This window comes from Pseudomonas sp. EL_65y_Pfl1_R83, from assembly GCF_963970695.1.
Taxonomy (GTDB): domain Bacteria; phylum Pseudomonadota; class Gammaproteobacteria; order Pseudomonadales; family Pseudomonadaceae; genus Aquipseudomonas; species Aquipseudomonas tritici.
This window is the reverse complement of record NZ_CAXAQI010000013.1, coordinates 106668-132030: the sequence shown is the minus strand read 5'-3', so window position 1 is coordinate 132030 and position 25363 is coordinate 106668. Positions and strand designations below refer to the sequence as shown.

Annotated in this window: 23 protein-coding genes and 1 pseudogene; 16 read left to right on the top strand and 8 right to left on the bottom strand. The window is 61.3% G+C overall.

The window, feature by feature from the left end; translation table 11 throughout:
- The first annotated feature begins 17 nt into the window (after positions 1-17).
- The 6 genes from AACY08_RS19080 to AACY08_RS19055 all read left to right on the top strand — a co-directional run bounded on the left by AACY08_RS19080 (position 18) and on the right by AACY08_RS19055 (position 6025).
- A complete protein-coding gene (locus tag AACY08_RS19080) occupies positions 18-1121 on the top strand; it encodes an ABC transporter ATP-binding protein (protein WP_339470891.1) in 1104 nt (367 codons plus the stop codon).
- Between the two features lie 18 nt (positions 1122-1139).
- On the top strand, positions 1140-2621 hold the full coding sequence (locus AACY08_RS19075) for a mannitol dehydrogenase family protein (protein ID WP_339470890.1): 1482 nt from the start codon (positions 1140-1142) through the stop codon (positions 2619-2621).
- A gap of 139 nt (positions 2622-2760) precedes the next feature.
- Entirely contained in the window at positions 2761-4242 is a 1482-nt protein-coding gene (gene xylB / locus AACY08_RS19070; protein ID WP_339470889.1) for a xylulokinase, read from the top strand.
- Positions 4243-4254: 12 nt separating this feature from the next.
- Complete coding sequence (locus AACY08_RS19065) at positions 4255-5190, top strand: carbohydrate kinase family protein (RefSeq protein WP_339470887.1); 936 nt, start codon at positions 4255-4257, stop codon at positions 5188-5190.
- Between the two features lie 86 nt (positions 5191-5276).
- Positions 5277-5498, top strand: a complete 222-nt coding sequence (locus tag AACY08_RS19060; protein WP_339470885.1) for a DUF2790 domain-containing protein — start codon at positions 5277-5279, stop codon at positions 5496-5498.
- Between the two features lie 128 nt (positions 5499-5626).
- Positions 5627-6025, top strand: a complete 399-nt coding sequence (locus AACY08_RS19055) for a hypothetical protein (protein WP_339470883.1) — start codon at positions 5627-5629, stop codon at positions 6023-6025.
- On the opposite strand, the gene AACY08_RS19050 is transcribed toward AACY08_RS19055, so the two are convergent.
- Together AACY08_RS19050 and ilvA are read right to left on the bottom strand one after the other, a co-directional pair.
- Positions 6022-6291, bottom strand: coding sequence for a DUF1652 domain-containing protein (locus AACY08_RS19050; RefSeq protein ID WP_339470881.1), 270 nt, complete (start codon positions 6289-6291; stop codon positions 6022-6024). The two genes, AACY08_RS19055 and AACY08_RS19050, sit on opposite strands and share 4 nt — an antisense overlap.
- A 226-nt stretch (positions 6292-6517) precedes the next feature.
- Complete coding sequence (gene ilvA, locus AACY08_RS19045; RefSeq protein WP_339470880.1) at positions 6518-7558, bottom strand: threonine ammonia-lyase, biosynthetic; 1041 nt, start codon at positions 7556-7558, stop codon at positions 6518-6520.
- Positions 7559-7834: 276 nt separating this feature from the next.
- Between ilvA and AACY08_RS19040 the strand changes: the two genes are divergently transcribed.
- Together AACY08_RS19040 and map are read left to right on the top strand one after the other, a co-directional pair.
- Positions 7835-8035 (top strand): ParD-like family protein, encoded by a 201-nt coding sequence (locus AACY08_RS19040; protein WP_314570019.1) that lies wholly within the window; start codon positions 7835-7837, stop codon positions 8033-8035.
- A complete protein-coding gene (gene map, locus AACY08_RS19035; protein ID WP_339470878.1) occupies positions 8035-8790 on the top strand; it encodes a type I methionyl aminopeptidase in 756 nt (251 codons plus the stop codon). Before AACY08_RS19040 ends, map begins: the two co-directional genes overlap by 1 nt.
- 191 nt (positions 8791-8981) lie before the next feature.
- Here the strand turns inward: map and sfnG are convergent, their stop codons facing one another.
- Positions 8982-10067 (bottom strand): dimethylsulfone monooxygenase SfnG, encoded by a 1086-nt coding sequence (sfnG, locus tag AACY08_RS19030; protein WP_339470877.1) that lies wholly within the window; start codon positions 10065-10067, stop codon positions 8982-8984.
- Positions 10068-10321: 254 nt separating this feature from the next.
- On the opposite strand from sfnG, the gene AACY08_RS19025 reads away from it, so the two are divergent.
- A complete protein-coding gene (locus AACY08_RS19025) occupies positions 10322-11560 on the top strand; it encodes an acyl-CoA dehydrogenase family protein (protein WP_339470876.1) in 1239 nt (412 codons plus the stop codon).
- Positions 11561-11847: 287 nt separating this feature from the next.
- On the opposite strand, the gene AACY08_RS19020 is transcribed toward AACY08_RS19025, so the two are convergent.
- Together AACY08_RS19020 and AACY08_RS19015 are read right to left on the bottom strand one after the other, a co-directional pair.
- Positions 11848-12633: a sulfite exporter TauE/SafE family protein gene (locus tag AACY08_RS19020; RefSeq protein ID WP_339470875.1), complete on the bottom strand. Its 786-nt coding sequence runs from the start codon at positions 12631-12633 to the stop codon at positions 11848-11850.
- Positions 12634-12724: 91 nt separating this feature from the next.
- Positions 12725-13495, bottom strand: a complete 771-nt coding sequence (locus AACY08_RS19015; RefSeq protein WP_339470874.1) for a class I SAM-dependent methyltransferase — start codon at positions 13493-13495, stop codon at positions 12725-12727.
- Positions 13496-13635: 140 nt separating this feature from the next.
- Between AACY08_RS19015 and AACY08_RS19010 the strand changes: the two genes are divergently transcribed.
- The 3 genes from AACY08_RS19010 to AACY08_RS19000 are packed head-to-tail and all read left to right on the top strand — an operon-like array spanning position 13636 to position 15388.
- Positions 13636-14157, top strand: coding sequence for a DUF3455 domain-containing protein (locus AACY08_RS19010; RefSeq protein WP_339470873.1), 522 nt, complete (start codon positions 13636-13638; stop codon positions 14155-14157).
- 50 nt (positions 14158-14207) lie between these two features.
- The gene (locus AACY08_RS19005; RefSeq protein ID WP_339470871.1) at positions 14208-14723 is read left to right on the top strand and encodes a sigma-70 family RNA polymerase sigma factor; all 516 of its coding nucleotides are present in this window, start codon (positions 14208-14210) and stop codon (positions 14721-14723) included.
- Positions 14720-15388, top strand: coding sequence for an anti-sigma factor (locus tag AACY08_RS19000; RefSeq protein WP_339470870.1), 669 nt, complete (start codon positions 14720-14722; stop codon positions 15386-15388). The genes AACY08_RS19005 and AACY08_RS19000 overlap by 4 nt, the downstream gene beginning before the upstream one ends.
- Here AACY08_RS19000 and AACY08_RS18995 read toward each other — a convergent pair whose 3' ends face one another.
- Positions 15389-16690, bottom strand: a complete 1302-nt coding sequence (locus tag AACY08_RS18995; protein ID WP_339438855.1) for an ATP-binding protein — start codon at positions 16688-16690, stop codon at positions 15389-15391. It abuts the gene before it with no gap.
- Positions 16691-16693: 3 nt separating this feature from the next.
- The gene (locus AACY08_RS18990) at positions 16694-17395 is read right to left on the bottom strand and encodes a response regulator transcription factor (protein ID WP_049708618.1); all 702 of its coding nucleotides are present in this window, start codon (positions 17393-17395) and stop codon (positions 16694-16696) included.
- A gap of 228 nt (positions 17396-17623) precedes the next feature.
- Here AACY08_RS18990 and AACY08_RS18985 point away from each other — a divergent pair, with 228 nt between their 5' ends.
- The 4 genes and pseudogenes from AACY08_RS18985 to AACY08_RS18970 all read left to right on the top strand — a co-directional run.
- Positions 17624-18781 carry an efflux RND transporter periplasmic adaptor subunit gene (locus AACY08_RS18985; RefSeq protein WP_339470869.1) on the top strand — a complete coding sequence of 386 codons (1158 nt, stop codon included), beginning with the start codon at positions 17624-17626 and terminating at the stop codon, positions 18779-18781.
- A gap of 12 nt (positions 18782-18793) precedes the next feature.
- A complete protein-coding gene (locus AACY08_RS18980) occupies positions 18794-21886 on the top strand; it encodes an efflux RND transporter permease subunit (RefSeq protein ID WP_339470867.1) in 3093 nt (1030 codons plus the stop codon).
- A gap of 115 nt (positions 21887-22001) precedes the next feature.
- Positions 22002-22643: a DUF1345 domain-containing protein gene (locus tag AACY08_RS18975; RefSeq protein WP_339470865.1), complete on the top strand. Its 642-nt coding sequence runs from the start codon at positions 22002-22004 to the stop codon at positions 22641-22643.
- Between the two features lie 93 nt (positions 22644-22736).
- Positions 22737-23015 (top strand): annotated as a pseudogene (locus AACY08_RS18970) (LysE family transporter); the annotation flags it as partial.
- A gap of 58 nt (positions 23016-23073) precedes the next feature.
- Here AACY08_RS18970 and AACY08_RS18965 read toward each other — a convergent pair.
- On the bottom strand, positions 23074-25329 hold the full coding sequence (locus tag AACY08_RS18965) for an autotransporter outer membrane beta-barrel domain-containing protein (RefSeq protein WP_339470864.1): 2256 nt from the start codon (positions 25327-25329) through the stop codon (positions 23074-23076).
- Positions 25330-25363 lie beyond the last annotated feature (34 nt).

Sequence of the window (25363 nt, the reverse complement as noted above, 5' to 3'; positions counted from 1 at the left end):
AAGCGGAGGCCCATCCCATGGCCCACCTGAAAATCAAGAATCTGCAAAAAGGCTTCGAAGGCTTTTCCATCATCAAGGGCATCGACCTGGAAGTGAACGACAAGGAATTCGTCGTATTCGTCGGCCCCTCGGGCTGCGGTAAATCCACGCTGCTGCGCCTGATCGCGGGCCTTGAAGAAGTCAGCGAAGGCACCATCGAGCTGGATGGCCGCGACATCACCGAAGTCACCCCAGCCAAGCGTGACCTGGCCATGGTGTTCCAGACCTACGCGCTGTACCCGCACATGAGCGTGCGCAAGAACATGTCGTTTGCGCTGGACCTGGCCGGTATCGACAAGAAGCTGGTGGAGAGCAAGGTCAGCGAAGCGGCGCGCATTCTCGAGCTGGGCCCGTTGCTGGAGCGTAAGCCCAAGCAGCTGTCCGGTGGGCAGCGTCAGCGTGTGGCGATCGGCCGCGCGATTGTGCGTAACCCGAAGATCTTCCTGTTCGATGAGCCGCTGTCCAACCTCGACGCCGCCCTGCGCGTGCAGATGCGCCTGGAGCTGGCGCGCCTGCATAAAGAGCTGCAGGCGACCATGATCTACGTGACCCACGACCAGGTTGAAGCCATGACCCTGGCCGACAAGGTCGTGGTGTTGAACAGCGGCCGTATCGAGCAAGTCGGTTCGCCACTGGAGCTGTACCACCAGCCCGCCAACCTGTTTGTCGCGGGTTTCCTCGGCACGCCGAAGATGGGCTTCCTCAAGGGCACGGTCACCCGTATCGAAAGCCAAGGCTGCGATGTGCAGTTGGACGCTGGCACCACCATCAGCCTGCCGTTGAGCGGTGCCAGCTTGAGCGTCGGCAGTGCAGTGACCCTGGGCATCCGCCCTGAGCACCTGGAAATTGCCGCACCGGGGCAAACCACGCTGACCGTCACCGCCGATGTCGGCGAACGCCTGGGCAGCGACACCTTCTGCCACGTCATTACCGCCAACGGCGAGCCGCTGACCATGCGGATTCGTGGCGACATGGCCAGCCAGTACGGCGAGACGCTGCACCTGCACCTGGACCCGGCGCACTGCCATCTGTTCGACACCGACGGTGTTGCCGTGGCCCGCCCACTGCGCGCTGCCGCCTGATCTCGCGAGTATTCCGTCATGAAGCTGAATAAACAGAACCTCACCCAGTTGGCACCGCAAGTGAAGCTGCCAACCTATGCGATTGCCAGCACGTCCCAGGGCATTGCGCACATCGGTGTCGGCGGCTTTCACCGCGCGCACCAGGCGTATTACACCGATGCGCTGATGAACACGGGCGAAGGCCTGGACTGGAGCATCTGTGGCGTCGGCCTGCGTAGCGAGGACCGCAAGGCGCGTGACGATCTGGCTGGCCAGGACTACCTGTTCACCCTGTATGAGCTGGGCGACACCGACGACACCGAGGTGCGCGTGATCGGTTCGATCAGCGACATGCTGCTGGCTGAAGACGGCGCCCAGGCGCTGATCGACAAACTGGCCAGCCCGCAGATTCGCATCGTCTCGCTGACCATCACCGAAGGCGGCTACTGCATCGACGACAGCAATGGCGAGTTCATGGCCCACTTGCCGCAGATCCAGCACGACCTGGCGCACCCCACGTCACCGACAACCGTATTTGGCTTTATCTGCGCCGCCCTGACCAAACGCCGCGCCGCCGGCATCCCGGCGTTTACCGTGATGTCCTGCGATAACCTGCCGCACAATGGCGCTGTCACGCGCAAAGCGCTGCTGGCCTTCGCCGCCCTGCACAATGGCGAGTTGCATGACTGGATCAAGGCCCATGTGAGCTTCCCGAATGCCATGGTCGACCGCATCACGCCCATGACCAGCACCGCCCACCGCCTGCAACTGCACGACGAACACGGCATCGACGATGCCTGGCCCGTGGTGTGCGAACCCTTCGTGCAGTGGGTGCTGGAGGACAAATTCGTCAACGGACGCCCGGCCTGGGAAAAGGTCGGCGTGCAGTTCACCGATGACGTCACGCCTTATGAAGAAATGAAGATCGGCCTGCTCAATGGCAGTCATTTGGCACTGACCTACCTGGGCTTTCTCAAGGGCTATCGGTTTGTTCACGAGACCATGAACGATCCGGTGTTTGTCGCTTACATGCGTGCCTACATGGACCTTGATGTCACGCCGAACCTGGCGCCGGTACCGGGTATTGATCTGACGGACTATAAGCAGACCTTGGTGGATCGCTTCTCCAATCAGGCGATTGCCGATCAGTTGGAGCGCGTGTGCTCGGACGGCTCGTCGAAGTTTCCCAAGTTCACCGTCCCAACCATTAACCGGTTGATCGCCGATGGCCGCGAGACCGAGCGCGCCGCGTTGGTGGTGGCGGCCTGGGCGCTGTATTTGAAAGGTGTGGATGAGAACGGGGTGAGCTACAAGATCCCGGATCCGCGGGCTGATTTTTGCCAGGGACTGGTGAGCGATGACGCGCTGATCAGCAAACGCCTGTTGGGGGTGGAAGAGATTTTTGGTACAGCTATTCCCAACTCGCCTGCGTTTGTGGCAGCTTTCGAGCGGTGCTTTGTCAGCTTGCGTGACAACGGTGTCACCGAAACACTGCAACACCTACTGAAGAAACCGAATTAAAAATGTGGGAGCTGGCTTGCCTGCGATAGCAATCTATCAGCCACATCATGGCTAACTGGACCACCGCCATCGCAGGCAAGCCACACACACAGTTGATAGGGTTTCCAATTCAAAAAATAATACTGCTGAGCAAATCCTCATGACCCAGCAAAACCTGTTTCTCGGCATCGACTGCGGCACCCAGGGCACCAAAGCCATCGTCCTCGACGCCTCCAGCGGCAGGGTGCTGGGCCTCGGCGCGGCGGCGCACACGCTGATCAGCGGCGCCAATGGCCGTCGCGAACAGCACACCCAGGAATGGTTGGACGCTTTCACCGAAGCCACCCACCGCGCCCTGCAACAGGCCGGTGTGGATGGCCAGGACATCCTCGGCATCGGTGTTTCCGGCCAGCAACATGGCCTGGTGCTGCTGGACGAGAAAGGTCAGGTGCTACGCCCGGCCAAGTTGTGGTGCGACACCGAAACTGCGTCGGAGAACGACCGCCTGCTGCACCACCTCGGTGGCGAAAGTGGTTCGCTGGAACGCCTCGGCGTGGCGATTGCGCCGGGCTACACCGTGTCCAAGCTGCTGTGGACCCGCGAACAGCATCCGGACATTTTCGCGCGCATCGCGCACATCCTGCTGCCTCACGACTACCTCAACTACTGGCTGACCGGTCGCGCGGTCGCGGAATACGGCGATGCGTCCGGTACGGGGTATTTCAACGTGCGCAGCCGTGAGTGGGATGTGGCGCTGCTCAAGCACATCGACCCGAGCGGTCGCCTGGAACACGCCTTGCCGGAACTGATCGAGGCCGATCAACCCGTCGGCACTCTCTTGCCCGCTGTCGCCGAACGCCTGGGCATCAACCCCAACGCCATTGTCTCGAGCGGCGGCGGCGACAATATGATGGGCGCCATCGGCACCGGCAACATTGCCCCAGGCGTGATCACCATGAGCCTGGGTTCGTCGGGCACCGTGTATGCGTTCGCCGACCAGCCTAACGTGAGCCCGCAGGCGTCGGTCGCCACGTTCTGCTCGTCCAGCGGCGGCTGGTTGCCACTGATCTGCACCATGAACCTGACCAATGCCACCGGGGTGATCCGCGAGCTCTTCGACCTCGACCTGGCCGCGTTCAATGCGTTGGTCGAACACGCCCCTGTCGGGGCCGAGGGCGTGAGCATGCTGCCCTTCCTCAACGGCGAACGCGTGCCCGCCCTGCCCCACGCGACGGGGAGCCTGCATGGCCTGACCATGACCAACCTGACCCGCGCTAACCTGTGTCGCGCGGTGGTCGAGGGCACCACCTTCGGCCTGCGCTACGGCCTCGACCTGCTGCGCCAGACCGGCCTGCAAAGCCACAGCATCCGCCTGATCGGCGGCGGTTCGAAAAGCCCTGTGTGGCGGCAGATGGTCGCCGATATCATGAACACCGAAGTGATCTGCACTGAACAAAGCGAAGCCGCAGCCCTGGGCGCGGCGATCCAGGCGGCGTGGAGTCAATCCGGCGAACCCCTGGCCAGCCTGTGCGACAAATGCGTGAGCGTCGACCCGGCCAGCCGGACCCTCCCGGTGGCGGCCAATGTCAGCGCCTATCAACAGGCATACGAGCGCTATCAGCAGCTTGTGGCAACCCTTTAAGAGCGAACGACTATGTATCTGGTGTGTGGCGAAGCGCTGTTTGATTTTTTCAGCGAAGAAGATGCCAGCGGGCAGGCTTCCAAGGTCAATTACAAGGCGATTGCCGGCGGTTCGCCGTTCAACGTCGCCGTCGGGTTGCGTCGCCTGGGTATCGAAGCCGGGCTGTTTGGCGGTTTATCCAGCGACTTCCTGGGGTGCCGCTTGTTGCAGGTGCTCAAGGATGAAGGCGTGAGCGAGCAGTTCCTGGTGGAATTTGCCGCGCCGACGACCTTGTCGATGGTCGCCGTCGGCGCCAATGGCTCACCGCAGTACAACTTCCGCGGCGAAGGCTGTGCCGATCGATTGTTGGAAATCGCCCACCTGCCGGAGTTGGGCGATGACATTCGCGGCCTGCATATCGGCTCCTTCTCGCTGGTGGTGCAGCCGATTGGCGACACCCTGCTGAGCCTGGTCAAACGCGAAAGCGGCAAGCGCCTGATCAGCCTCGACCCCAACGTGCGGCTCAACCCGCAACCGGACATCCAACTGTGGCGCGACCGTGTCGCCGAGCTGGCCAAGCATGCCGACCTGATCAAGGTCAGCGATGAAGACCTGCACCTGCTCTACCCCGACCAGTCGCCCGAGAGCGTGCTGCAGGGCTGGCTGCAACATCGTTGTCAGTTAGTGTTCCTGACACGCGGTGGCGATGGCGCCAGCGTATTCAGCCGTCAGCATGGCACCTGGTCTGCACCCGCAGTCAAGGTTGTGATGGCCGACACGGTGGGCGCCGGCGATACCTTCCAGGCCGCCTTGATTGCCTGGCTGACCGAGCAGCAGCTGGATTCAGTGCAAGGCCTGCAACAGCTCACGCGCGCGCAGATTGATGCCATGCTGGGTTTCGCCATTCGCGCCGCTGCCCTGACCTGTGCCAAGACCGGGCCCGACCTGCCGTATCGCGAGCAGCTCTGATGAAGGTTTTGTCAGCCAAGTAACATTAATCGATGGTTAATCCCGCAAGTCGGCAGCCAAGTCGTACCCACTTGCGCAGTCCCCCTATGACACTACGCACTTCAATGCTCGGCAGCGCTTTGGCGCTGGCCGCAGCCTCAGGCCTGGCCCAGGCCGACGATCAACCCGCCACTGCCAAACCCGCGCCTTACCAGTACGGCATGCCGATGAATATCGACAAGGTCCTGGCGATGAACGAAACCCCGACCGACGAATGCAAAGTCATCAAGGCCGATATCAAGTTTTTGGATAAGGCGGGCAAAGTCTAAGACGTGAGCTACAAAAAAATGTCCGAGGCTTGCCTGTTCCTAAACTGAGCAGGCTGCAGATAAGGGCGGCGTAATGCGTCAACACGGGATATCCTTGCGCGCTCGTCAAACGGCTGAAAGGACTCGCCATGCAACTGCGCTTTCACACGCTCGCCCTCTGTACCGCCTTGCTCTGCTTCGCCCTGGCCTTGATATGGGGCCTGCGCCCCGAATGGATGTTGTGGCTGTGGAGCGTGGAGTACACCAGCCCCACGGGCCTGGTTGCCCGACGTAACGCGGCGCTGTTCCTGGCCATCGGCGTGATGTTTTATCTCGCTCGCTATGCACCGCCCTCCCATACGCGACGCGCCATGACCACCGGTTTTATCACCGGATGCCTGGTGTTGGCGGCGCTGGGGTTCAGTGAATGGATAAACGGCAATGCCGGACCCGGCATTCTGCTGGCGGTGGGAACGGAAACCGTATTGGGCCTGGCGTTTATCCAGGCCCACAGGTCTGCGGTCGTCCAACCTCAGGCGTCACGTTAGTTGTAGCTTCGCCCTGACACTTGTTTCAGGACGGGTGCCTGGGTGTGCTTGAGGTCTTCACGCAAACCGGTGATCAGGTTGCAGAGGGCTCGGCTGCTGTCGAGTTTGTCAGCGTTTATGCCTTTGACTTCCAAATCCACCCGATCACGGTCGCGGTCGTCATAGACTTTGATCGTCAGCGAAGCATCTTCGGCTTTGGTGCATTCACACCGTTTGGGCAGGAAACTTCCTTCAATAATGCTGCGAAGTTCTAATTCCGAAAGCATGGTCAACCTCTCCTTTCTTGCGACTGCCAACAGATTGTTGTGAATCCAGCGAGCGCCTGCTCGCCGCGCCTTACCGACCTTGGAAGACGCTTATGACACCCAAGCCTACTCGGCAAAATCCGACCTCGTTGTAACGATTCCTCATAAGCAGGCGTCGATTTCATATAACTAAAACTTGAACTTATAGAGGCTGTTAAATAATCATCGAACAGCTTCGATTAAACGTTTAACCCGCTACGTTGTGGAAGACAGCACCGTGCGCGATCACCCTTTCAGCAACATATCGCAAACTATCAAAGTTGATATTGGCTCCAGAATTAATCGCCACCAGCGTCTGCCCGCGCACGCCACGTTCAGCAACGTGCTTGCAAATCCCCGCTACCGCCAAAGCGCCTGAAGGCTCGGTGATAGAGCGCGTATCGTCGTAGATCAGCTTAATTGCGCTGCAGAGTTCGTCATTACTCACGGTGATGACCTCATCCACCCAGTCCCGGCAGATTTCAAACCCATAGGCGCCGACCTGCGCCACTGCCGTGCCGTCGGCGAACCCGTCAACGCTGGGCAGCACCACCCGCTCACCGGCCCGCAGCGCCGCCAACAAGCAACTGGAGCCCTCGGGCTCGACGCCGATGATGCGCACTTCGGGGCGCAGGTATTTGACGTAGGCCGCCACGCCGGCGATCAAGCCACCGCCCCCAACCGGCACGAAGATCGCGTCCAACGAGCCTTGCTGCTGGCGCAGGATTTCCATGGCCACGGTGCCCTGGCCGGCGATCACCTCCGGGTCATCGAAAGGCGAAACGAAGGTGCACCCGGATGACTCGGCCAACTGCAGCGCGTGGGCCAGGGCAAAGGGAAAATTCGCCCCGTGCAGCACCACTTCGGCGCCCCGTGAACGTACGCCCACTACTTTCAACTCCGGCGTGGTGCTCGGCATCACGATCCGCGCCTGGATCCCCAACGCCTTTGCTGCCAGCGCTACGCCCTGAGCATGATTGCCTGCGGAGGCCGTGATCACGCCACGCGCCTTTTGCTCAGGCGTGAGCTGCACCAACTTGTTGTAGGCGCCACGGATTTTGAAGGAAAAGGTCGGTTGCAGGTCTTCACGCTTGAGTAGCACCTGGTTACCCAACAACGCTGACAACGCCGGGGCGGCCTGCAAGGGCGTACGCACCGCCAAGTCATACACCGGGGCGGCGAGAATCTTCTTCACATAGTGTTCAAGCAGGCCCGGGTCGGCGGTGTGAGGCGCGGTACAGGTGCTCATAGGTATCTCCTGGCTTCTTGTAAAGGGCCCGGGAGACGGAAAAACAAAACCCGCCTCTAGGGCGGGTATGGGTACAGCCGTGCGCTATCCCGCCAAATGAGGAATGGCGGTAATAATAATGTTCTGCTGGCTGCACACGGTTTGAAAGGTCATGTGACGAAACTAACCGGCGGCCCGTGACTTCGTCAATGATGAAGCACCATTTAGCATCCGGGGCTTTACGATGGATATACGAAACGTATACGCTTTGTATATTCATACCGCACAGTGAACATCATGGGCATCGTCAAGATCACCGACCAACTGCACGAACAACTGCGCCTGGCCAGCGCCGCGATGGACCGCTCCATCAACGCCCAGGCCGAGTTCTGGATCAAGATCGGCCTGCTTGCCGAACTCAACCCCAACCTGCCCTACAACGCGTTGATCAACAAACTGTTGCTCGACAAGCCCGACCTGATACGGGGGCGCACTTGATGATCAAGACTGCCCCGCAACTGGCCGTGATGCGTGAAGCCGGACGCCTGCTGGCACAGGTCTTCTGCATGCTCGACGGTTTTGTCGCCGCCGGCCGCTCTACCCTGGAGCTGGACAGCGCCGTCGAAGCCTTCATTCGCCATGAGCTCAAGGCCCGCCCTGCCAGCCTTGGCCAGTATGACTACCCCTTCTCCATCAACACGTCGATCAACGAGGTGGTGTGCCACGGCATGCCCAGCGCCAAGGAGATTCTCAAGGACGGCGACATCATCAACATCGACGTCACCCTGGAAAAAGGCGGTTTTATCGCCGACTCCAGCAAGATGTATATGATCGGCACCGTCGCCCCCAAAGCCCGGCGCTTGGTGGAAATGACCTTTGAGGCCATGTGGGCCGGCATCCGCCAGGTCAAGCCCGGCGCCCGCCTGGGCGATATCGGCCATGCCATCCAGAGCCACGCGCAAGCCAACGGCTACAGAGTGGTCCGCGAGTACTGCGGCCACGGCATTGGTCGGCAGATGCATGAAGAACCGCAGATCCTGCACTTCGGCCGCCCCGGCACCGGGTTGGAACTGCGCGAAGGCATGGTGTTTACCATTGAGCCGATGCTCAACCAGGGCAGCAGTAAAGTGCGCAGCCTGAAGGATGGCTGGACCGTGGTGACCAAGGACAACAGCCTGTCAGCGCAGTGGGAACATACCGTGGCGGTGACAGCGAATGGCTTCGAAGTCCTGACCCTTCAACCCCCCTCCTGAACCAAACGGGCGGCGCTTGCCATCGGTCAGCTCAAAACGCTGGATCATCGCCGGGTCACCAGCCCTGGTTCTGTATGAACGCAAGGGTTACCGGCGATTTGCGCTGACCAACGACTATTACGAAGACCACACTGCGGCCCAGCGCGCGGCAGCCCGCTCATTACAAAAGCCTGCGTACCCTGAAGGATCCGTTAAGCCACCTGCTTGAGTGCAGCCTTGGCCTCCAGCTCGCGCACCAAAGGCAACACGCGTTTGCCGAAGTACTCGACTTCTTGCTGGAAGTGCAGGAACCCCGCGAGCACCAGGTCCACACCGACCGCCTTGAGCGCAATGATGCGTTCGGCGATCTGCTGCGGGGTGCCGATCAGGTCGGTTTTGAAGCCGTCGTTGTACTGCACAAGGTCTTCAAAGCTGGACTTGGCCCAGTTGCCCTCGCCTTCGGGTGAAGCCTTGCCGGCCTGTTTGGCCGCGTCGCCAAAGGCATTCACCGCTTCCGGGTCGGCCTTGTCGATGATCTCCGCCAGCACCGCGCGGGCTTCTTCCTCAGTGTCACGGGCGATCACGAAAGCGTTGACGCCGACCTTGACCGAATGGTTATTCGCCGCTGCCTTGGCGCGGATGTCATCGACCTGGGCCTTGATGCCTTCTGGGGTATTGCCATTGGTGAAGTACCAGTCCGAGACCCGCGCGGCCATGTCCCGCGCCGCCCGTGAACTGCCGCCCTGAAACACCTCCGGCTGACCGATGGGCTTGGGCTTGAGGGTGTAATTGTTGAAGCGGTAAAAGTCGCCCTTGAAGGTGAAATCGTCCTGGGTCCAGATGCCTTTGAGGGCGCGAATGAATTCTTCGGAGCGGCGATAGCGCTCATCGTGCTCCAGCCAGTGCTCGCCGATGGCCTGGAACTCGCCCTTGAACCAACCGCTGACGATATTTACCGCGATACGGCCGTTGGTGAGCTGGTCGATGGTCGCCAGTTGCTTGGCCGCCAGCGCCGGCTGCCACGGGCCGGGCAGGATCGCGGCGATCACTTTGAGTGTGGTGGTCGCGGCCAGCAGCGCATGGCTGAACGCCACGGATTCGTGCTGGTTCTCGGCGCCGTAGCCGGCGGTGAAGCGGATCTGGGTCAGGCCATACTCGAAGCCCGCGGCTTCGGCCAGTTGCGCCAGTCTGCGGTTGTAGTCGATACCCCAATCGGTACGTTGCTCGATCTTGCTGACCACTAACCCACCACTGACGTTGGGCACCCAATAGGCAAATTTCACGGCTTGCTGACTCATCAATCGGTACCTCGCACAAAAGGATGTACCGAACGCTTGAGCAGCAAGCGTGCCAGGCCGGGGAAACGCCCAGGCCAAGGGGGTTGCCGCCAATGCTGGGGGCAGAGGCCGATGTTGCGGATTGCGCAGGTTTGTCGATCAGCTGTTGCCAGGGCAACAGTGCATCAGGGCTTTTTTCAGCAAATACGGGCGCCGGCACCCGGCACGGAGTGTGCAATCACCCCGGTACTGATCACTGCCCAGGAACCTTGCCCATGAGCGACCACCACGTCATCAACCCACTGTCCATTGGCGTCGACTACCCCACGTTAGCCGCGCGATTCCGACCGATCTTCCAGCGCATCGCCGATGGCGCGGTAGAGCGCGAACACACGCGCACCCTGCCCCATGACCCCATCCAGTGGCTCAAAGAGGCCGGTTTTGGCGCGGTACGGGTGCCGGTGGAATACGGCGGTGGTGGTGCTTCCCTGCCGCAGTTGTTCGAATTGCTGATCGAGCTGGCCGAAGCCGACTCCAACGTGCCCCAGGCCCTGCGCGGGCATTTCGCCTTTGCCGAAGACCGCCTGAACGCGCCCCCCAGTGCTGGCCGTGACCTGTGGTTCAAGCGCTTTGTGGAAGGCGATATCGTCGGCTGCGCCTGGACCGAAATCGGTAAGGTGGCCATCGGCGATGTAGTCACCCAAGTCAGCCCCGACGGTGACACTTGGAAACTCAACGGCGAAAAGTTCTACAGCACCGGCAGCATTTTCGCCGACTGGATCGATGTGTACGCCCAACGCAGCGACACCGGCGGCGATGTGATCGCGGCCACCCGCGCTCGCCAGCTTGGCGTGGTGCACAGCGACGACTGGGACGGCTTTGGCCAGCGCACCACGGGCAGCGGCACGTCGCGCTTTACCGAGGCGGTGGTGGAGGCGGAAAACGTTATCGACTTTTCCAGCCGGTTCAAATACCAGACCGCCTTCTATCAGCTTGTTCTGCTCGCCAGCCTGGCCGGTATTGGACGCGCAGCGCTGAGGGATGTGGCGCATCAGGTGCGCAGCCGCCAGCGGATCTACAGCCATGGCAATGCGGCCCATGTCAGCCAGGACGCACAGGTTCAGCAGGTGGTGGGAGACGTGGCAGCGTTGGTCTATGCCGCCGAGGCGAGTGCGTTGAAAGCCACGCTACCGGCGCAGAGGGCGTACTTGGCGCGGTTTGGAGGGGATGATGCCGTGGAGCGTGAAGCCAATGTGGCCGCCGAGATTGAATCGGCGACGGCTCAGGTGGTGGTGTCGGCGTTGATCCAGCGGGCTACCAGTGAATTGTTCAACGCACTGGGGGCTTCGGATGTGCGTCAGGGTAAAGCGCTGGATCGGCATTGGCGTAATGCGCGGACGGTGTCGTCGCATAATCCGGTGATCTATAAGGCGCGGGTTGTGGGGGACTGGGTGATCAATGGGGCTGAGCCGCCGTTTGTTTGGCAGATTGGGAATGGCCCGGGCCGGGGTTGAGTCGCGGTTTTGGTAGGGGGTATATCCGTTATTTGGGTGATGGCGGAGGGTTCCGCCCTTACGGCGGGGTGATGCCATCACAGGCAAGCCAGCGCCCACAGTTTGACCGAGTCCGGCTTTGAATACCGGTCGGCTTTAAGGGCGCCGAGTGTTGGGGCAAGAGCCCTTTGGTTACTTTGGGCTGGGCCGGCATTCCGGCTTTTCCAACGTGACCCGCTGTAAGAGCGGAACCCTAAGTAGCCGTTACCCAAATAACGGCGATACCCCCCATCGCCGCCCAGCAAAAATCAGAACGCGAGCTTGTAACCAATCGCCATCAACATAATCGCCAAGCACGGCCGCAATACCCCGTCCGGCAGCTTGCCCGTCATATGGCTGCCCACGTAAATCCCCGGCAACGACCCCATCAACAAAAAACCCAACAAATGCCAGTCCATGTTCCCCATGCTGGCATGCCCCAACCCCGCCACCAGGGTCAAAGGCACGGCGTGGGCGATCTCGGTCCCCACCAGCCGCCGCGTGGCCAGGAACGGGTACAGAATAAACAACGCCACAGTCCCCAGAGCACCCGCGCCGATGGAGGTCAGGGCAACCATGGTGCCCAGAACAGCGCCGGTCACCACCGTCAGCATGTTCAGGTTGCGCGGGCTCATGTGATAGTCATCACCGGCATGCCGCTGGGCAAAAGCCAACAGGCTTTTCTTGAACAGAATCGCCAGGGCCGTCAGCAGCAACACCACACCGAGGGCTTGCTTGATCACCGCGTTCATCGCGCTGGGGTCGGTGTGCAGGCTGGCCAGGAACCACAGGGTCAGCAACACCGCAGGCACGCTGCCCAGGGTCAGCCAACCGGTGATGGTCCAGTCGATGTTCTTGTTCTTGCTGTGCACCAGCACCCCACCGGACTTTGTGATGGCGGCGTACAACAAGTCGGTACCCACGGCCGTCGCCGGGTTGATGCCAAACCACAGCAGGATCGGGGTCATCAACGAGCCCCCACCCACCCCCGTCATGCCCACGATAAAACCTACGATCAGGCCGGCAATCACAAAACCAACATTACCCACTTCCATCAACGCTACCTGCGGCCTTGTAAATTTCTGGCCGCAGGATAGCGATTTTTCTTATAACGACTTATATCAATATGATCTGACTTTATGCCTTTTATGGCAGCCGATGACAGGCATAGGCCTGGGTCTGATACGGGAAGGCGATGGTGTCCCGCCCGCGCAAGTCGGGATGGGTGTCGATCAAGGTGCGCAATTGCGCGGTAACGCTGGCCTTTTCTGCGGCTGGGAGCGCCGCGATAAAGCTCACTGACAGAAAGCGATCCATGACCACTTCCTGGGGGCTGCCGACGTGGCTGTACGAAAAACAGGTGACTTCAGGATCGGAAAAATACTTGCCAGTGAAAGCTTCACGCCAACGCCCGCTATGAAAGCGCGGGGTGTCGCCTTCGTACGGTGTGATTATTTCGGTGATTGCCGCCACCCAGCCCACCGATTCGTCGCGTACATTCCAGACCAGCCCCAGGCGCCCTCCGGGCTTGAGTACGCGATGGATTTGCGCCAATGCGGCCTCGGTAGAGAACCAATGGAAGGCTTGCGCACAGACCAGTGCATCGGCGCTGGCGGACGCCAGGGGGATGGCTTCGGCAGTGCCGTTCACCAGGCGCACGCCCGGTAGCAGCTTAGCCAGTTGCGCGCCCATCGCCGCCAGCGGCTCGACGGCAATCAGCGTTGGCGCCAGGGTGCTGAGCAAGCGCGTGAATTTGCCGGTGCCGGCACCTAGGTCAATCACTGTCGACTGGGCATCAATGCGCAGGGTTTGCGTGAGCCAGCCAGTGAGTTGCCTGGGATAATTCGGCCGGCCCTGGGCGTAAGTGACGGCCTGGGTGGAGAAACCTTGTTGAGCAGACGCGTGGACACCCGTCATTGCCAATCTCTCCTCAGGGGTAAAGCGGGGGCACAGTGTGCGCCCTCAAACATTTATTTTCTAATCCGTGCATCCAATCCTGAGCACCCTGGGTAGTCCTTTCAGTCACCCCGCTGTTTTACTGAAATGGAGAAACACCCATGAACGCTAAAGCACTGTTCTGCCTCACCACCCTGCTGGCTGCCGCACCCGCTGCCTTCGCCCAGACCGGCTTGCCGGACAGCATCAAGGTACCGGACGGCCACAAGGTAGCGCTGGAAACTACCGGTGTCGGCGAAATCACTTACGAGTGCCGCGACAAAGCCAACGCCGCCGGCCAGACCGAGTGGACCTTCGTCGGCCCCAAGGCCGTGTTGAATGACCGCAGCGGCGAGCAAGTCGGCACCTATTTCGGCCCGCCTGCCACCTGGCAAGCCAAGGACGGTTCAAAAATCACCGGCACTCAGTTGGCCGTGGCGCCGTCGGGTGCGGGCAACCTGCCGTACCAATTGGTCAAGGCCAACCCGGCTGAAGGCAAGGGCGCGATGAGCGGCGTGAGTTACATCCAGCGGGTTGCCCTCAAAGGCGGCGTGGCACCGAGCAGCGCGTGCACGGCGGCCAACAAGGGCAAGCAGGAAGTGGTGAAGTACCAGGCCGACTACATTTTCTGGGCGGCCAACTGAGCAAAGTCGGCTACGCTGCCCCCAATGCCGATCGTTGGGGGGAGCACCACGTGTTTGATTACGAAGCCTGTCTGCAATCCTGCGCCCGTGGCGATCAACGCGCCTTGCGCCAGCTCTATGAGCAGGACAGCAGCCGTTTGCTCGGCGTGGCGTTGCGCATCGCCAGGGACAAGTCCCTGGCAGAAGACATCGTGCATGACGCGTTTATCAAGATCTGGCGCGGTGCCGGCAGTTTCGACCCCAGTCGCGGTTCGGCGCGTGGCTGGGTGTTCAGCGTGACCCGGCACGTGGCGCTCAACGTTGTGCGTAACCAGTACCGCGAAGTACCGTTGGGCGAAGAACACGAGCAAGTCGCTGCAACCGACACCTTTGAATTCAGCGCACGCACCGGGCGGGTTCACCTCTGCCTGGAGCAGCTCGACCCGGCCCGTCGCACCTGCATCCTGCATGCCTACGTCGACGGTTATTCCCACAGCGAAATCGCCCAGAAACTGGACACCCCACTGGGGACCGTCAAAGCCTGGATCAAACGTAGCCTCGCGGCGCTGCGGGAGTGCATGGCATGAGCAACCCACTGGACGAACTGGCCAGCGAATACGTACTGGGCACCCTGCCCGCCGAACAACGCGCCGAGGTGGAACAACGGCTCATGCACGACGCCGAATTACGCGCCGCAGTGGACGCCTGGGAACAGCGTCTGTTGCCGCTGACCGCCTTGGCGCAGCCCGTGCCACCCTCCTCTGAGTTGTGGCGGCGTATCGAACGCAACATCGCCAGCGCCCGCACGCACTGGTGGGACCTGCTGGCCGTGTGGCGCGGCCTGGCCGGCGCCGGGTTGCTGACTACGCTGGTCCTCGCCGGACTGCTGCTGACCCGCCCGCCCACCGCCGAGCCGACTTTTGTGGTGGTGCTGGTGGCGCCGCAAAGCCAGGCCCCGGGCTGGGTGATCCAGGCCAGTGACAATCAGCAGATTCAGTTGATCCCGCTGGGCGTGATGGAAGTGCCAACGGACAAGGCTCTGCAGTTCTGGACCAAGGGTGACGGTTGGCAGGGGCCGGTATCCCTGGGGCTGGTCAAACCCGGGCAAACGCTGTCGGTGCCGCTGGACAAGCTGCCGCCGCTTACGCAGAACCAGCTGTTCGAACTGACCCTGGAAGACCCGCGCGGCTCGCCGACCGGCAAACCCACCGGGCCGATCCAGGCGATTGGCCGCGCGGTCAAGGTGCTCTGATCAGGCGACGCTGGGCAACCACACGCGAAAGCGTGCACCGCCCAGCGGCGAAGCCAATGCCGTCAAGGTGCCGCCCTGGGCTTCCAGGGCGCGTCGGCTGATGGCCAGGCCCAGGCCAAAACCACCGGTGGCGCGGTCACGGCTGCGGTCCAGGCGGTAGAACGGCTCGAAGATGCGGTCGCGCTGGTCCGGCGGGATGCCGATGCCGTCGTCGTCCACCCAGATTTCACAGCCCTTGGGGCAGACCTTCACGCCGACCTGAATGCGTTTGTCGCAGTAACGCGTGGCATTGCGCAGCAGGTTCTGCAGCGCGCGGGCGGTGAGGCGCGGATCGAGGCTGAAGCGCTCCACGGCGCAGTCGAGCGCTACATCGATGACGATCTCGGGGTTTTCCAGTTCGTCATCGACACTGCCCAGCACGCTGTCGATAAACTCGTCGAGCACCACCTCCACCCGCTCCGGCAATTGCGCCGGGTTTTGCAGGCGGCTGTAGGACAGCAGTTCCAGCACCAGTTCATCCAGCTCGCGGATATGCGCCACCAGGCTTTGCAAGCGTTCGCGGCTGGCCTCGGGCAAGTCTTCGGAGAGCGCCAGGGCCAGGCCGAAATCCAGGCGCGTGAGCGGCGTGCGCAATTCATGGGAGACGGCGTTGAGCAGGTCGCGTTGCTGATTGAGCAGGTGTTCGATGTCGTCGGCCATGGTGTCGAACACCGAAGCCAGGCTGCCGATACTGGAGCTGGCCGGAATGCGCGTGCGTTCCGCCATATTGCCCTGGCCCAATTGCCCCGCGGTGCTTTTCAGGCGTTCCAGGTCGCGCCAGTGCGGACGCAGCCACACCAATAGGCAGGCCAGCAGCGCCGCAACAATCAACACGTTGATCGCCCAATACAGCACGTTCATGTCCATCGGGTCAGGCGGTATCGTCAGCTTGACCACAAATTGCTCATTGATCGGAGTGCTGATTTGCTCCATCCAGCCCCATTCGCCCAGGCGCACTACCGACTTGCCCTGTTCCAATAGCTGTTCCTCAGCCGGGGTGTAGCTGGCGTCCTGGCGCAGCAGCAATTGAACGTTGAGTGGCGCGAATTCGCGGCCCAGTTGGTCGGTGACCTGTGACCAGCGCTCCACAGGTGCGCGCAGGTATTGTTTGACAATCAGCTTTTGCTGGCCGCGGGTCTGCTCGATGTTGTAATTCACGTAGCGGTGCTCGAACAGCTGGATCACCAGCGTGGGCACGAGGTAAATCGCTGCACTGTAGGTGACGATGGTGATCAGATAGAGGCGAAACAGTACGCGAACCATCGATCAGCATTCCCACTCGGAACGGCTGAACAGGTAGCCTTTGCCCCACACCGTCTTGATCTTGCGCGCTTCACCGGCGTTGTCGTCAAACTTGCGGCGCAGCTTGGAAATGGCCACGTCCACCGAACGGTCGGTGCCGTTGAACTCGATACCGCGCAGGCGTTGCAGGATCTGGTCGCGGCTGAGCACCTCGCCGGCATGCCGGGCCAGCACCACCAGCAGGTTGTATTCGCCGCTGGACAACTCCACCGCCTGCTCGCGCCAGGTCACGGTGCGCTCCGACAGGTCGATGCACAGGTTGCCCATGACGATCTGGTCGTTGGCCGCCTGGGGTTCGGACAAGCTGCTGCGCCGCAGTAAAGTGCGGACACGGGCCAGTAGCACGCGCGGTTCACAGGGTTTGGTCACGTAGTCGTCGGCGCCCATTTCCAGGCCCAGCACCTGATCGTGGCTGTCATCCCGCGCCGTGAGCATCAGGATCGGCAAGCCCGCCGAGTCGGCGCGCAGCAAGCGGCATACTTGCAGGCCGTCGAGGCCGGGCAGCATCAGATCGAGGATCACCAGGTCCGGCGGATTCAAGCGTGCGCGCTCACGCACATGGTCGCCACGACTGAGCACGCTGACGTGGTAGCCATTGCGCTCCAGGTAGCTGGCAATCAGCTCGGAGAGTGCGGCGTCGTCTTCCACCAGGAGGATGTTGGGCATGAAGGTGTTTCCAGAAAATACATTTATTGGTCGTACATAAATCCAATGTGGGAGCGGGCTTGCTCGCTCCCACATTGGATCTTCGGCGTATGTAGGGCTGTGCAAGGATATACGCCCAACGCTCACAACGCGCCGCACCTTACATTTCTTCACAGACGCGCTACACAGCTTCACAGCACCACGGCGCGGGTGACTTTAGGATGCGCCAGTCAATATTGGGATAAGAGCATGTCGAAGAATCTGTTTGCGCCGTTTTGCCTGCTGGCCCTCACCCTTGCCCTTAGCGCGTGTGACAACTCCGCCACCGAAGCGCCGCAAATGCCCCTGGCCAAAGTGCGCATCGAAACCCTTGAAGCCAAGCCCCTGTCGATCACCAGCGAACTGAGCGGGCGCATTGCCGCGCCGCGTATCGCTGAAGTGCGCGCACGGGTCGCGGGTGTGGTGACGCAGCGGGTGTTCAAGGAAGGTCGTGACGTGAAACAGGGTGATGTGCTGTTTCGCATTGACCCGGCGCCCTTCAAGGCCGACCTCGACAGCGCCCAGGCCAACCTGAGCAAAGCCGAGGCGAATGCCTTCCAGGCGCGCCTGCAAGAGCAGCGCTACAGCCAATTGGTGGAAGGCAACGCCATCAGCGGCCAGGACTACGACAATGCTCGCGCCGCCGTGCGCCAGACGAACGCCGACGTCGCCGCCAACAAGGCGGCCGTCGAGCGGGCCAAATTGAACCTGGGCTACGCCACTGTGACCGCGCCGATTTCTGGGCGTATCGGCCGTGCGCTGGTGACCGAGGGCGCCCTGGTCGGCCAGAATGAGGCCACGCCGCTGGCGATCATCCAGCAATTGGACCCGATCTACGCCGACCTCACCCAGTCCAACCGCGAGCTGAATGACCTGCGCCGCGCCTTCCGCGCCGGCAGCTTGAAGCAGGTCGGCCAGGACCAGGCCAAGGCCACGTTGATCGAGGACGACGGCAGCCTCTACCCGTTGCCGGGCAAATTGCTGTTTGCCGAGATCAGCGTCGACCCTGGCACCGGCCAGATCATCCTGCGCAGTGAATTCCCCAACCCGGACCTCGACCTGCTGCCCGGCAGCTTTGTGCGGGTGCGCCTGGAGCAAGCCATCGACAAGCAAGGCCTCAGCGTGCCGCAACGCGCCATTACCCGTGACAGCGCTGGCATCCCGATGGTGCTGCTGTTGGACGCCGAGCAGACCGTCAGCCAGCAGCCCGTAGAGCTGGGCGCGGTGATCAATGATCGCTGGATTGTCAGCAGTGGCCTCAAGCCCGGTGACCGCATCGTCGTCGAAGGCCTGCAACACGCGCGCCCCGGTGAAAAAGTCGAAGTAGATGACAGCCCGACGCCCGTCGCCCAGGCTCCCGGCCAATAAGGATCATTGACAATGCCGCAGTTTTTTATTGACCGCCCGATCTTCGCCTGGGTGGTCGCTCTGTTTATCCTGCTTGCCGGTTTGCTGGCAATCCCGCAACTGCCGGTGGCGCAGTACCCCAACGTCGCGCCGCCGAAAGTCGAAATCTACGCGGTATACCCCGGCGCTTCGGCCCAGACCCTGGATGAGAGCGTGGTCAGCCTGATCGAGCAAGAGCTCAACGGCGCCGATCACCTGCTGTATTTCGAGTCCCAGAGCAGCTTGGGTTCGGCGACCATCACCGCGACCTTCCAGCCGGGCACCAACCCGGAAATGGCCCAGGTGGATGTGCAGAACCGCCTGAAAGCGGTCGAGCCGCGCCTGCCGCAAGCGGTGACCCAGCAAGGCTTGCAGGTGGAGAAAGTCTCCGCAGGCTTCCTGTTGCTGGTGACCCTCACCTCCAGCGACGGCAAGCTTAATGATGTAGCGCTCAGCGATTACCTGGCGCGCAACGTGATGAACGAACTCAAGCGCCTCGACGGTGTGGGCAAGGCCCAGCTGTATGGCGCCGAACGTGCCATGCGGATCTGGATCGACCCGCAGAAGCTGATCGGTTTCAACCTGACCCCGGCCGATGTGAACGCCGCGATCAGCGCGCAAAACGCCCAGGTATCCGCGGGCAGCATCGGTGACTTGCCGGGCACCAACACCCAGGAAATCACTGCCGCGATCCTGGTCAAGGGCCAGCTGTCCACGCCGGCCGAGTTCGCCGATATTGTGCTCAAGGCCAATCCCGACGGTTCCACCGTGCGCATCGGCGATGTGGCGCGGGTGGAAGTCGGCAGCCAGGAATACCAGTTCTCCACGCGCCTGAATGGCAAACCGTCGACAGCGGTCAGCGTGCAGCTGGCACCTGGCGCCAATGCGCTGAACACCGCAACCCTGGTGCGGGCAAAGATGGACGAACTGTCGCGCTACTTCCCGGCCAATGTTGAGTACAAGATCCCGTACGACACCTCGCCGTTCGTCAAAGTCTCGATCACCAAAGTGGTCTACACCCTGCTCGAAGCGATGGCGCTGGTGTTCGCGGTGATGTTTTTGTTCCTGCAGAACGTGCGCTACACCCTGATCCCGACGCTGGTGGTGCCGATTGCGCTGATGGGCACCTTCGCCACCATGTTGTTGCTGGGGTTCTCGATCAACGTGCTGACCATGTTCGGCATGGTGTTGGCCATCGGTATCCTGGTGGACGACGCGATTGTGGTGGTGGAGAACGTCGAGCGGATCATGGTCACAGAGGGGCTGTCGCCCAAGGAAGCGACGCGCAAGGCCATGGGCCAGATCACCGGCGCCATCATCGGCATTACCCTGGTGCTGGTGGCGGTGTTCCTGCCAATGGCCTTTATGGCGGGTTCGGTGGGGGTGATCTACCAGCAGTTCTCGTTGTCGATGGCGGTATCGATCCTGTTCTCGGCGTTCCTCGCCCTGACCTTGACCCCGGCCTTGTGCGCCACCTTGCTCAAGCCGATCGCCAAGGATGAGCACACTACCAAAGGCGGTTTCTTCGGCTGGTTCAACCAGCGTTTTGAAAGCCTCACCGACCGCTACGAAGGCTGGGTGGCCTATGCCCTCAAGCGCAGCGGCCGTTACCTGCTGATTTACCTGGTGCTGCTGGTGAGCCTGGGGTGGATGTTCACGCGCCTGCCCTCCTCGTTCCTGCCGGTGGAAGACCAGGGTTACACGATCACAGACATCCAACTGCCACCGGGCGCGAGCAAGAACCGCACGGTGCAGGTTGCCGAACAGATCGAAGCGCACAACGCCGAGGAGCCTGGGGTGGGCGATACCACCATGATCATGGGCTTCAGTTTCTCCGGTTCTGGGCAGAACGCCGCGCTGGCGTTTACCACGCTCAAGGATTGGTCGGAGCGCGGCAGCGATGACTCCGCCGCGTCGATTGCCGACCGCGCCAACATGGCCTTTACCGAGCTCAAGGACGCGATTGCCTATGCGGTCCTGCCGCCGCCGGTGGATGGCCTCGGCACATCCAGCGGCTTCGAGTTCCGCTTGCAAGACCGGGGCGGTGTCGGCCATGCCGCGTTGATGGCCGCGCGAACGCAATTGCTGGCCGCCGCCGAGAAAAGCCCGATCCTGGCCAACGTGCGCGAAAGCGCCCTGGCAGAAGCACCGCAAGTGCAGCTGGAAGTCGACCGCAAGCAAGCCAACGCGCTGGGCGTGGCCTTTGCAGACGTGGGCAACGTGCTGTCCTCGGCCATCGGCTCGGCTTATATCAATGACTTCCCCAACCAGGGCCGCATGCAACGGGTGGTGGTGCAGGCCGAAGGCGACCAGCGCAGCCAGGTGGCGGATCTGATGAAGATCCACGTGCGCAACAACGCCGGCAAGATGGTGCCGCTGTCGGCCTTTGTCGAAGCCAAGTGGACCCAGGGCCCGGCGCAGTTGACGCGCTACAACGGCTACCCGGCCATTGCGATTTCCGGCGAAGCCGCACCCGGCCACAGTACCGGTGAGGCGATGGATGAAATCCAGCGCCTGGTCAGCCAATTGCCGGCCGGCCTGGGCCAGGAATGGACCGGTTTGTCGTTGCAGGAACGCCTGTCCGGCTCCCAGGCACCGATACTGCTGGGTCTGTCGCTGCTGATTGTGTTCCTGTGCCTGGCGGCGCTGTATGAAAGCTGGTCGATCCCGACCTCGGTATTGCTAGTGGTGCCGTTGGGCGTACTCGGTGCCGTGTTGGCGGTGAGCTTGCGCGGCATGCCCAACGATGTGTTCTTCAAGGTCGGCTTGATCACCATCATTGGCCTGTCGGCGAAGAACGCGATTCTGATCATCGAGTTCGCCAAGGACCTGTATGACCAGGGTGAAGACCTGATCAGCGCCACGTTGAAAGCCGCGCGGTTGCGCTTGCGCCCGATCATCATGACGTCGCTGGCGTTCATCCTCGGCGTGGTGCCGCTGGCGATTGCAACAGGTGCCAGCTCGGCCAGTCAGCAGGCGATTGGTACAGGCGTGATCGGCGGGATGATCACCGCGACACTGGCGGTGGTGTTTGTGCCGGTGTTTTTTGTGGTGGTGATGAAGCTGGTGCGTAAACGCAGCGACTAGATTTAAGCTTCAAGCGGCAAGTAAGAGCAGACTTGCTTCTAACTTGCCGCTTACAGCTTGAAGCTTGCAGCGGCGCAACCTATGGTGCTCTCAATTCCCGCGATTCGTGAGCGCCATGCCCTTCCTCGCCCGTACCCACCCTCGCCTCTCCGCCGCCGCCGTGTTCGGGCTTGCCGTGGGCATCCTGGCGCCGGCCGATACGTGGCTCAGCAAAATCCTCATCGGCTGGAACGCCGGGGTCTGGACATACCTGGTGCTGATGCTGTGGCTGACCCGCCGTGCCAAGGCCGAGGACGTCAAGCGCATCGCCGAGATCGAAGATGAAAACGCCGGTTCGGTCCTGTTCACTGTGTGCATCGCCGCCATGGCCAGCCTGGCGACCATCACTTTCGAACTGATCGGCAGCAAGGACCTCGCCAACTCTGAGCGCCTGCTGCACTACGGCTTCACCGGGCTGACGGTGATCGGCTCATGGTTGCTGATCGGGGTGATTTTCAGCGTGCATTACGCGCGCCTGTATTACACCTGGGGCGGCAAGGAGCCGGCGTTGCGTTTTGCCGAAGGTTTGCTGACACCCAACTATTGGGACTTTCTGTATTTCTCCTTCACGATTGGCGTGGCGGTACAGACCTCCGACGTAGGCGTCGCCACCCGTGGCATGCGTAAAGTCGTGCTGGGGCAATCGCTGATCGGCTTTGTGTTCAACACGGCGATCCTGGGTTTTTCGATCAATATCGCCGCCGGGCTGTTTGGGTGACGCTGCACAAACCTTCTAGACGCCCATTGATCATTGGCCGGTAATAACGTCACCTACTCCGCCTCGGTGTTTTATGGCCGCGCACAGTTTGATGGCTTCAAGGCTTCACTGCCGATCATCCTTGGGGCTTGCCTGGGTGCAGCAGGGATTGTGCTGATAGTGGGCTCGGGTGTCGGCCAGTCGCTGGCGCCGTTACCCGAGGTTCACGTTGCCATGCAAGGGGCCGGCGTGGCTTGGCTGAGTTACCTGGCGTGGCAGATTTTCCGCGCGCCGGCCCAGGCTATGGTGGCGCAATCGACACAAAAACGGCTGGGCATTATCGGCGGCGCCAGCTTGCAGTGGGTCAACCCCACGACCTGGATGAGCGTGCTGGTCTGAACGCAAAAAAAGGGGAAGCCGCAGCTTCCCTCTGTTTAATTGAGCGATTGTCTTAAAAGTCGTAGCGTACGCCGAAGTTGACACCCCACGGCTGATCGATCTTCTTGCCCTGGCTGGTTTCGATGTCCGCATGCAACTTGACGTTCTCCGATACCGACATTGCCACACCGGCCGCCAGCTCGATGCGCGAGCCCGACAGGTCGTTGTTGAAGCTCTGGTCGTTGATGAACACCTTGTTGCTCTGGTCGAACTCATGGGCCACTGCGGTACGCAAGTAAGGCTGCAACACACCGCCGCTTTCCAGCTGGATGTTCTTGCCTGCGGTCACGCCAAGCTTGCCCACCACCGAGCTGGAACGATCACCCTTGGCTTGCAGGCCGTTGGTCAACTCGTAACTCTGCGCCTGAGTGATGGTTGCCGACAACTGCCCGTAGGGTTCCAGATAGAAGTCGTTGTCCAGCTTGATATGACGGCCGAACTCCGCCGAGGCCCCCACGGCATTCTGCGCGTAGTTGCCCTTGGCTTTCTTGCCGTCGCTCATGGTCACGTCGTTTTCCGTGTGCAGGCGGTTGAGCTTGGCCACACCGTCGAAGTACAGCCCGCTTTCGGCGTCCAACCAAGTGGCGTAACCACCTACGTAGTAACTCTTGACCTCGCCGCTGCTGCCGCGGGTCAGGCTGAGGTCGGAGACACTGTGACCGGCCATGACACCGGCGATCCACTGGCCGTCGCCGCCCGACAATGGCGTATCGGCACCAATGGTGAAGCCCTTCTGGTTTTGCGTGTAGCCCGCACCGTTCTTGTTCGCCGCCACGTCGAATTTGTTGCCGTAGCTGCGCATCCACATCCCGTTGCCCGCACCCTCACTGAAGCGCAATTCGCCCATGCGCGTACGCAGGATGCTCATCTCGCCATACAGCACGGTTGGCGCACTGTTGAACAGGGCCAGTACCGAGTGGGCACTGGTACTGGTGCCCTTACGGTTCGGGTCGAGAAACCAGTCGGTGCCGTCCTTCTGCAAGCCATAAGCGTAGGCACCCACGTCAACCGTACCGCTCGCCAGGCTGAACTGCGCATCACCGCCTTCGGTGTGGACTACCTTGATCGGCTGGCCGTCAGCCAGGTTCGAGCCGCTGGCGGCCAACATCAGGCTATGGTTGCCATTAGCCTTGCCTTCCACGTTGAGAAAGTCGGTCTGATGGGTCAGAAAGTCGGTGTTCATGATGAACGTACCGTTGCCTTCCAGGCTTTTCACGTCCAACCGATAGAACTCATCCGGCCCACCGAAATGCACGGCGCCGCCGCCCATTTTCAGGGCATCGACATTGCTGTCGCCGACCAGAACCCAATTGGAAGCATCATTGACGCTCAGCTCGGCGACGTTTTTCAACTGGCCAGTCAGCCAGGCGCCGTTGTTCAACTGGACCTTGGCAGTACTGCCGTCTTCGACCACGATGTCGCCGAACAGCTCGCTGTGGTCAACATTGAAGTTGGCGGTTGAGCCATTGGTCACTTCGAGCAGATTGCCGTTGCTACCGAGAAGGCTCGAACCGTTGCGGACCTGGATATCCGCGTGGGTGCCCTCACGGGTGACAATCGCAGCACCGTTCTTGCCTTCAACGCTGGAGCCGTCCAGTAACAAGGCACTGTCCATGACACCAGAGCTGCCATCGATGCCCATCAGCACGCCATTTTTGCCACCCACAATCTGGCTGTTGGTGGCATTGGCCTGGCCGCTGTAGAGGGCCAGCCCCAAGCCACTGGCGCCGGTTGCTTCGACCTTCGTACCGATCAGGTCCAGCACGCTATAGGCGCTGGCAGTGGCGCCGCGTTGAGTGCCGGTGACCGTGCTATCGACAACCTTCACGGAAGAACCCACCGTGCTGCCGTCGGTACGGGCGGCGATCAGCCCGGTGCCGTTGTTGTTGATAATGTTACTGTTGGTGATCAATACCTTGCTGTCGTTAGCATGCACGGCGGCAGGCGCTGTGCTACGCGCAATCACATCAGAACCGTCTATACGAATGTCGGAATCGAACCCAGTGATGTCCTGGGTAGAACTGCCCGGTTCAACCACCAAGGTCGCGGATTGGGCACGAATGTCCTTGGTGACTGCACCTTTGACGGTGAATCCGGAGCCTGGTTGCAACTCATAGCGGTCCGCGGGAGTGCCAGGCAGCACAAAATCATCGGGGGCGGTGATGCTTCGGGCATCGGCGGCGTGTGCCATGAGCATAAGCAACGTGACAGCGTTGGCTTTCAACGCGAGACTTATAGGCGATGGTTTGAAATTGAATACAGATGACATTTGACGTACCTCTGGGTTGGCGTTCCTTTACGCA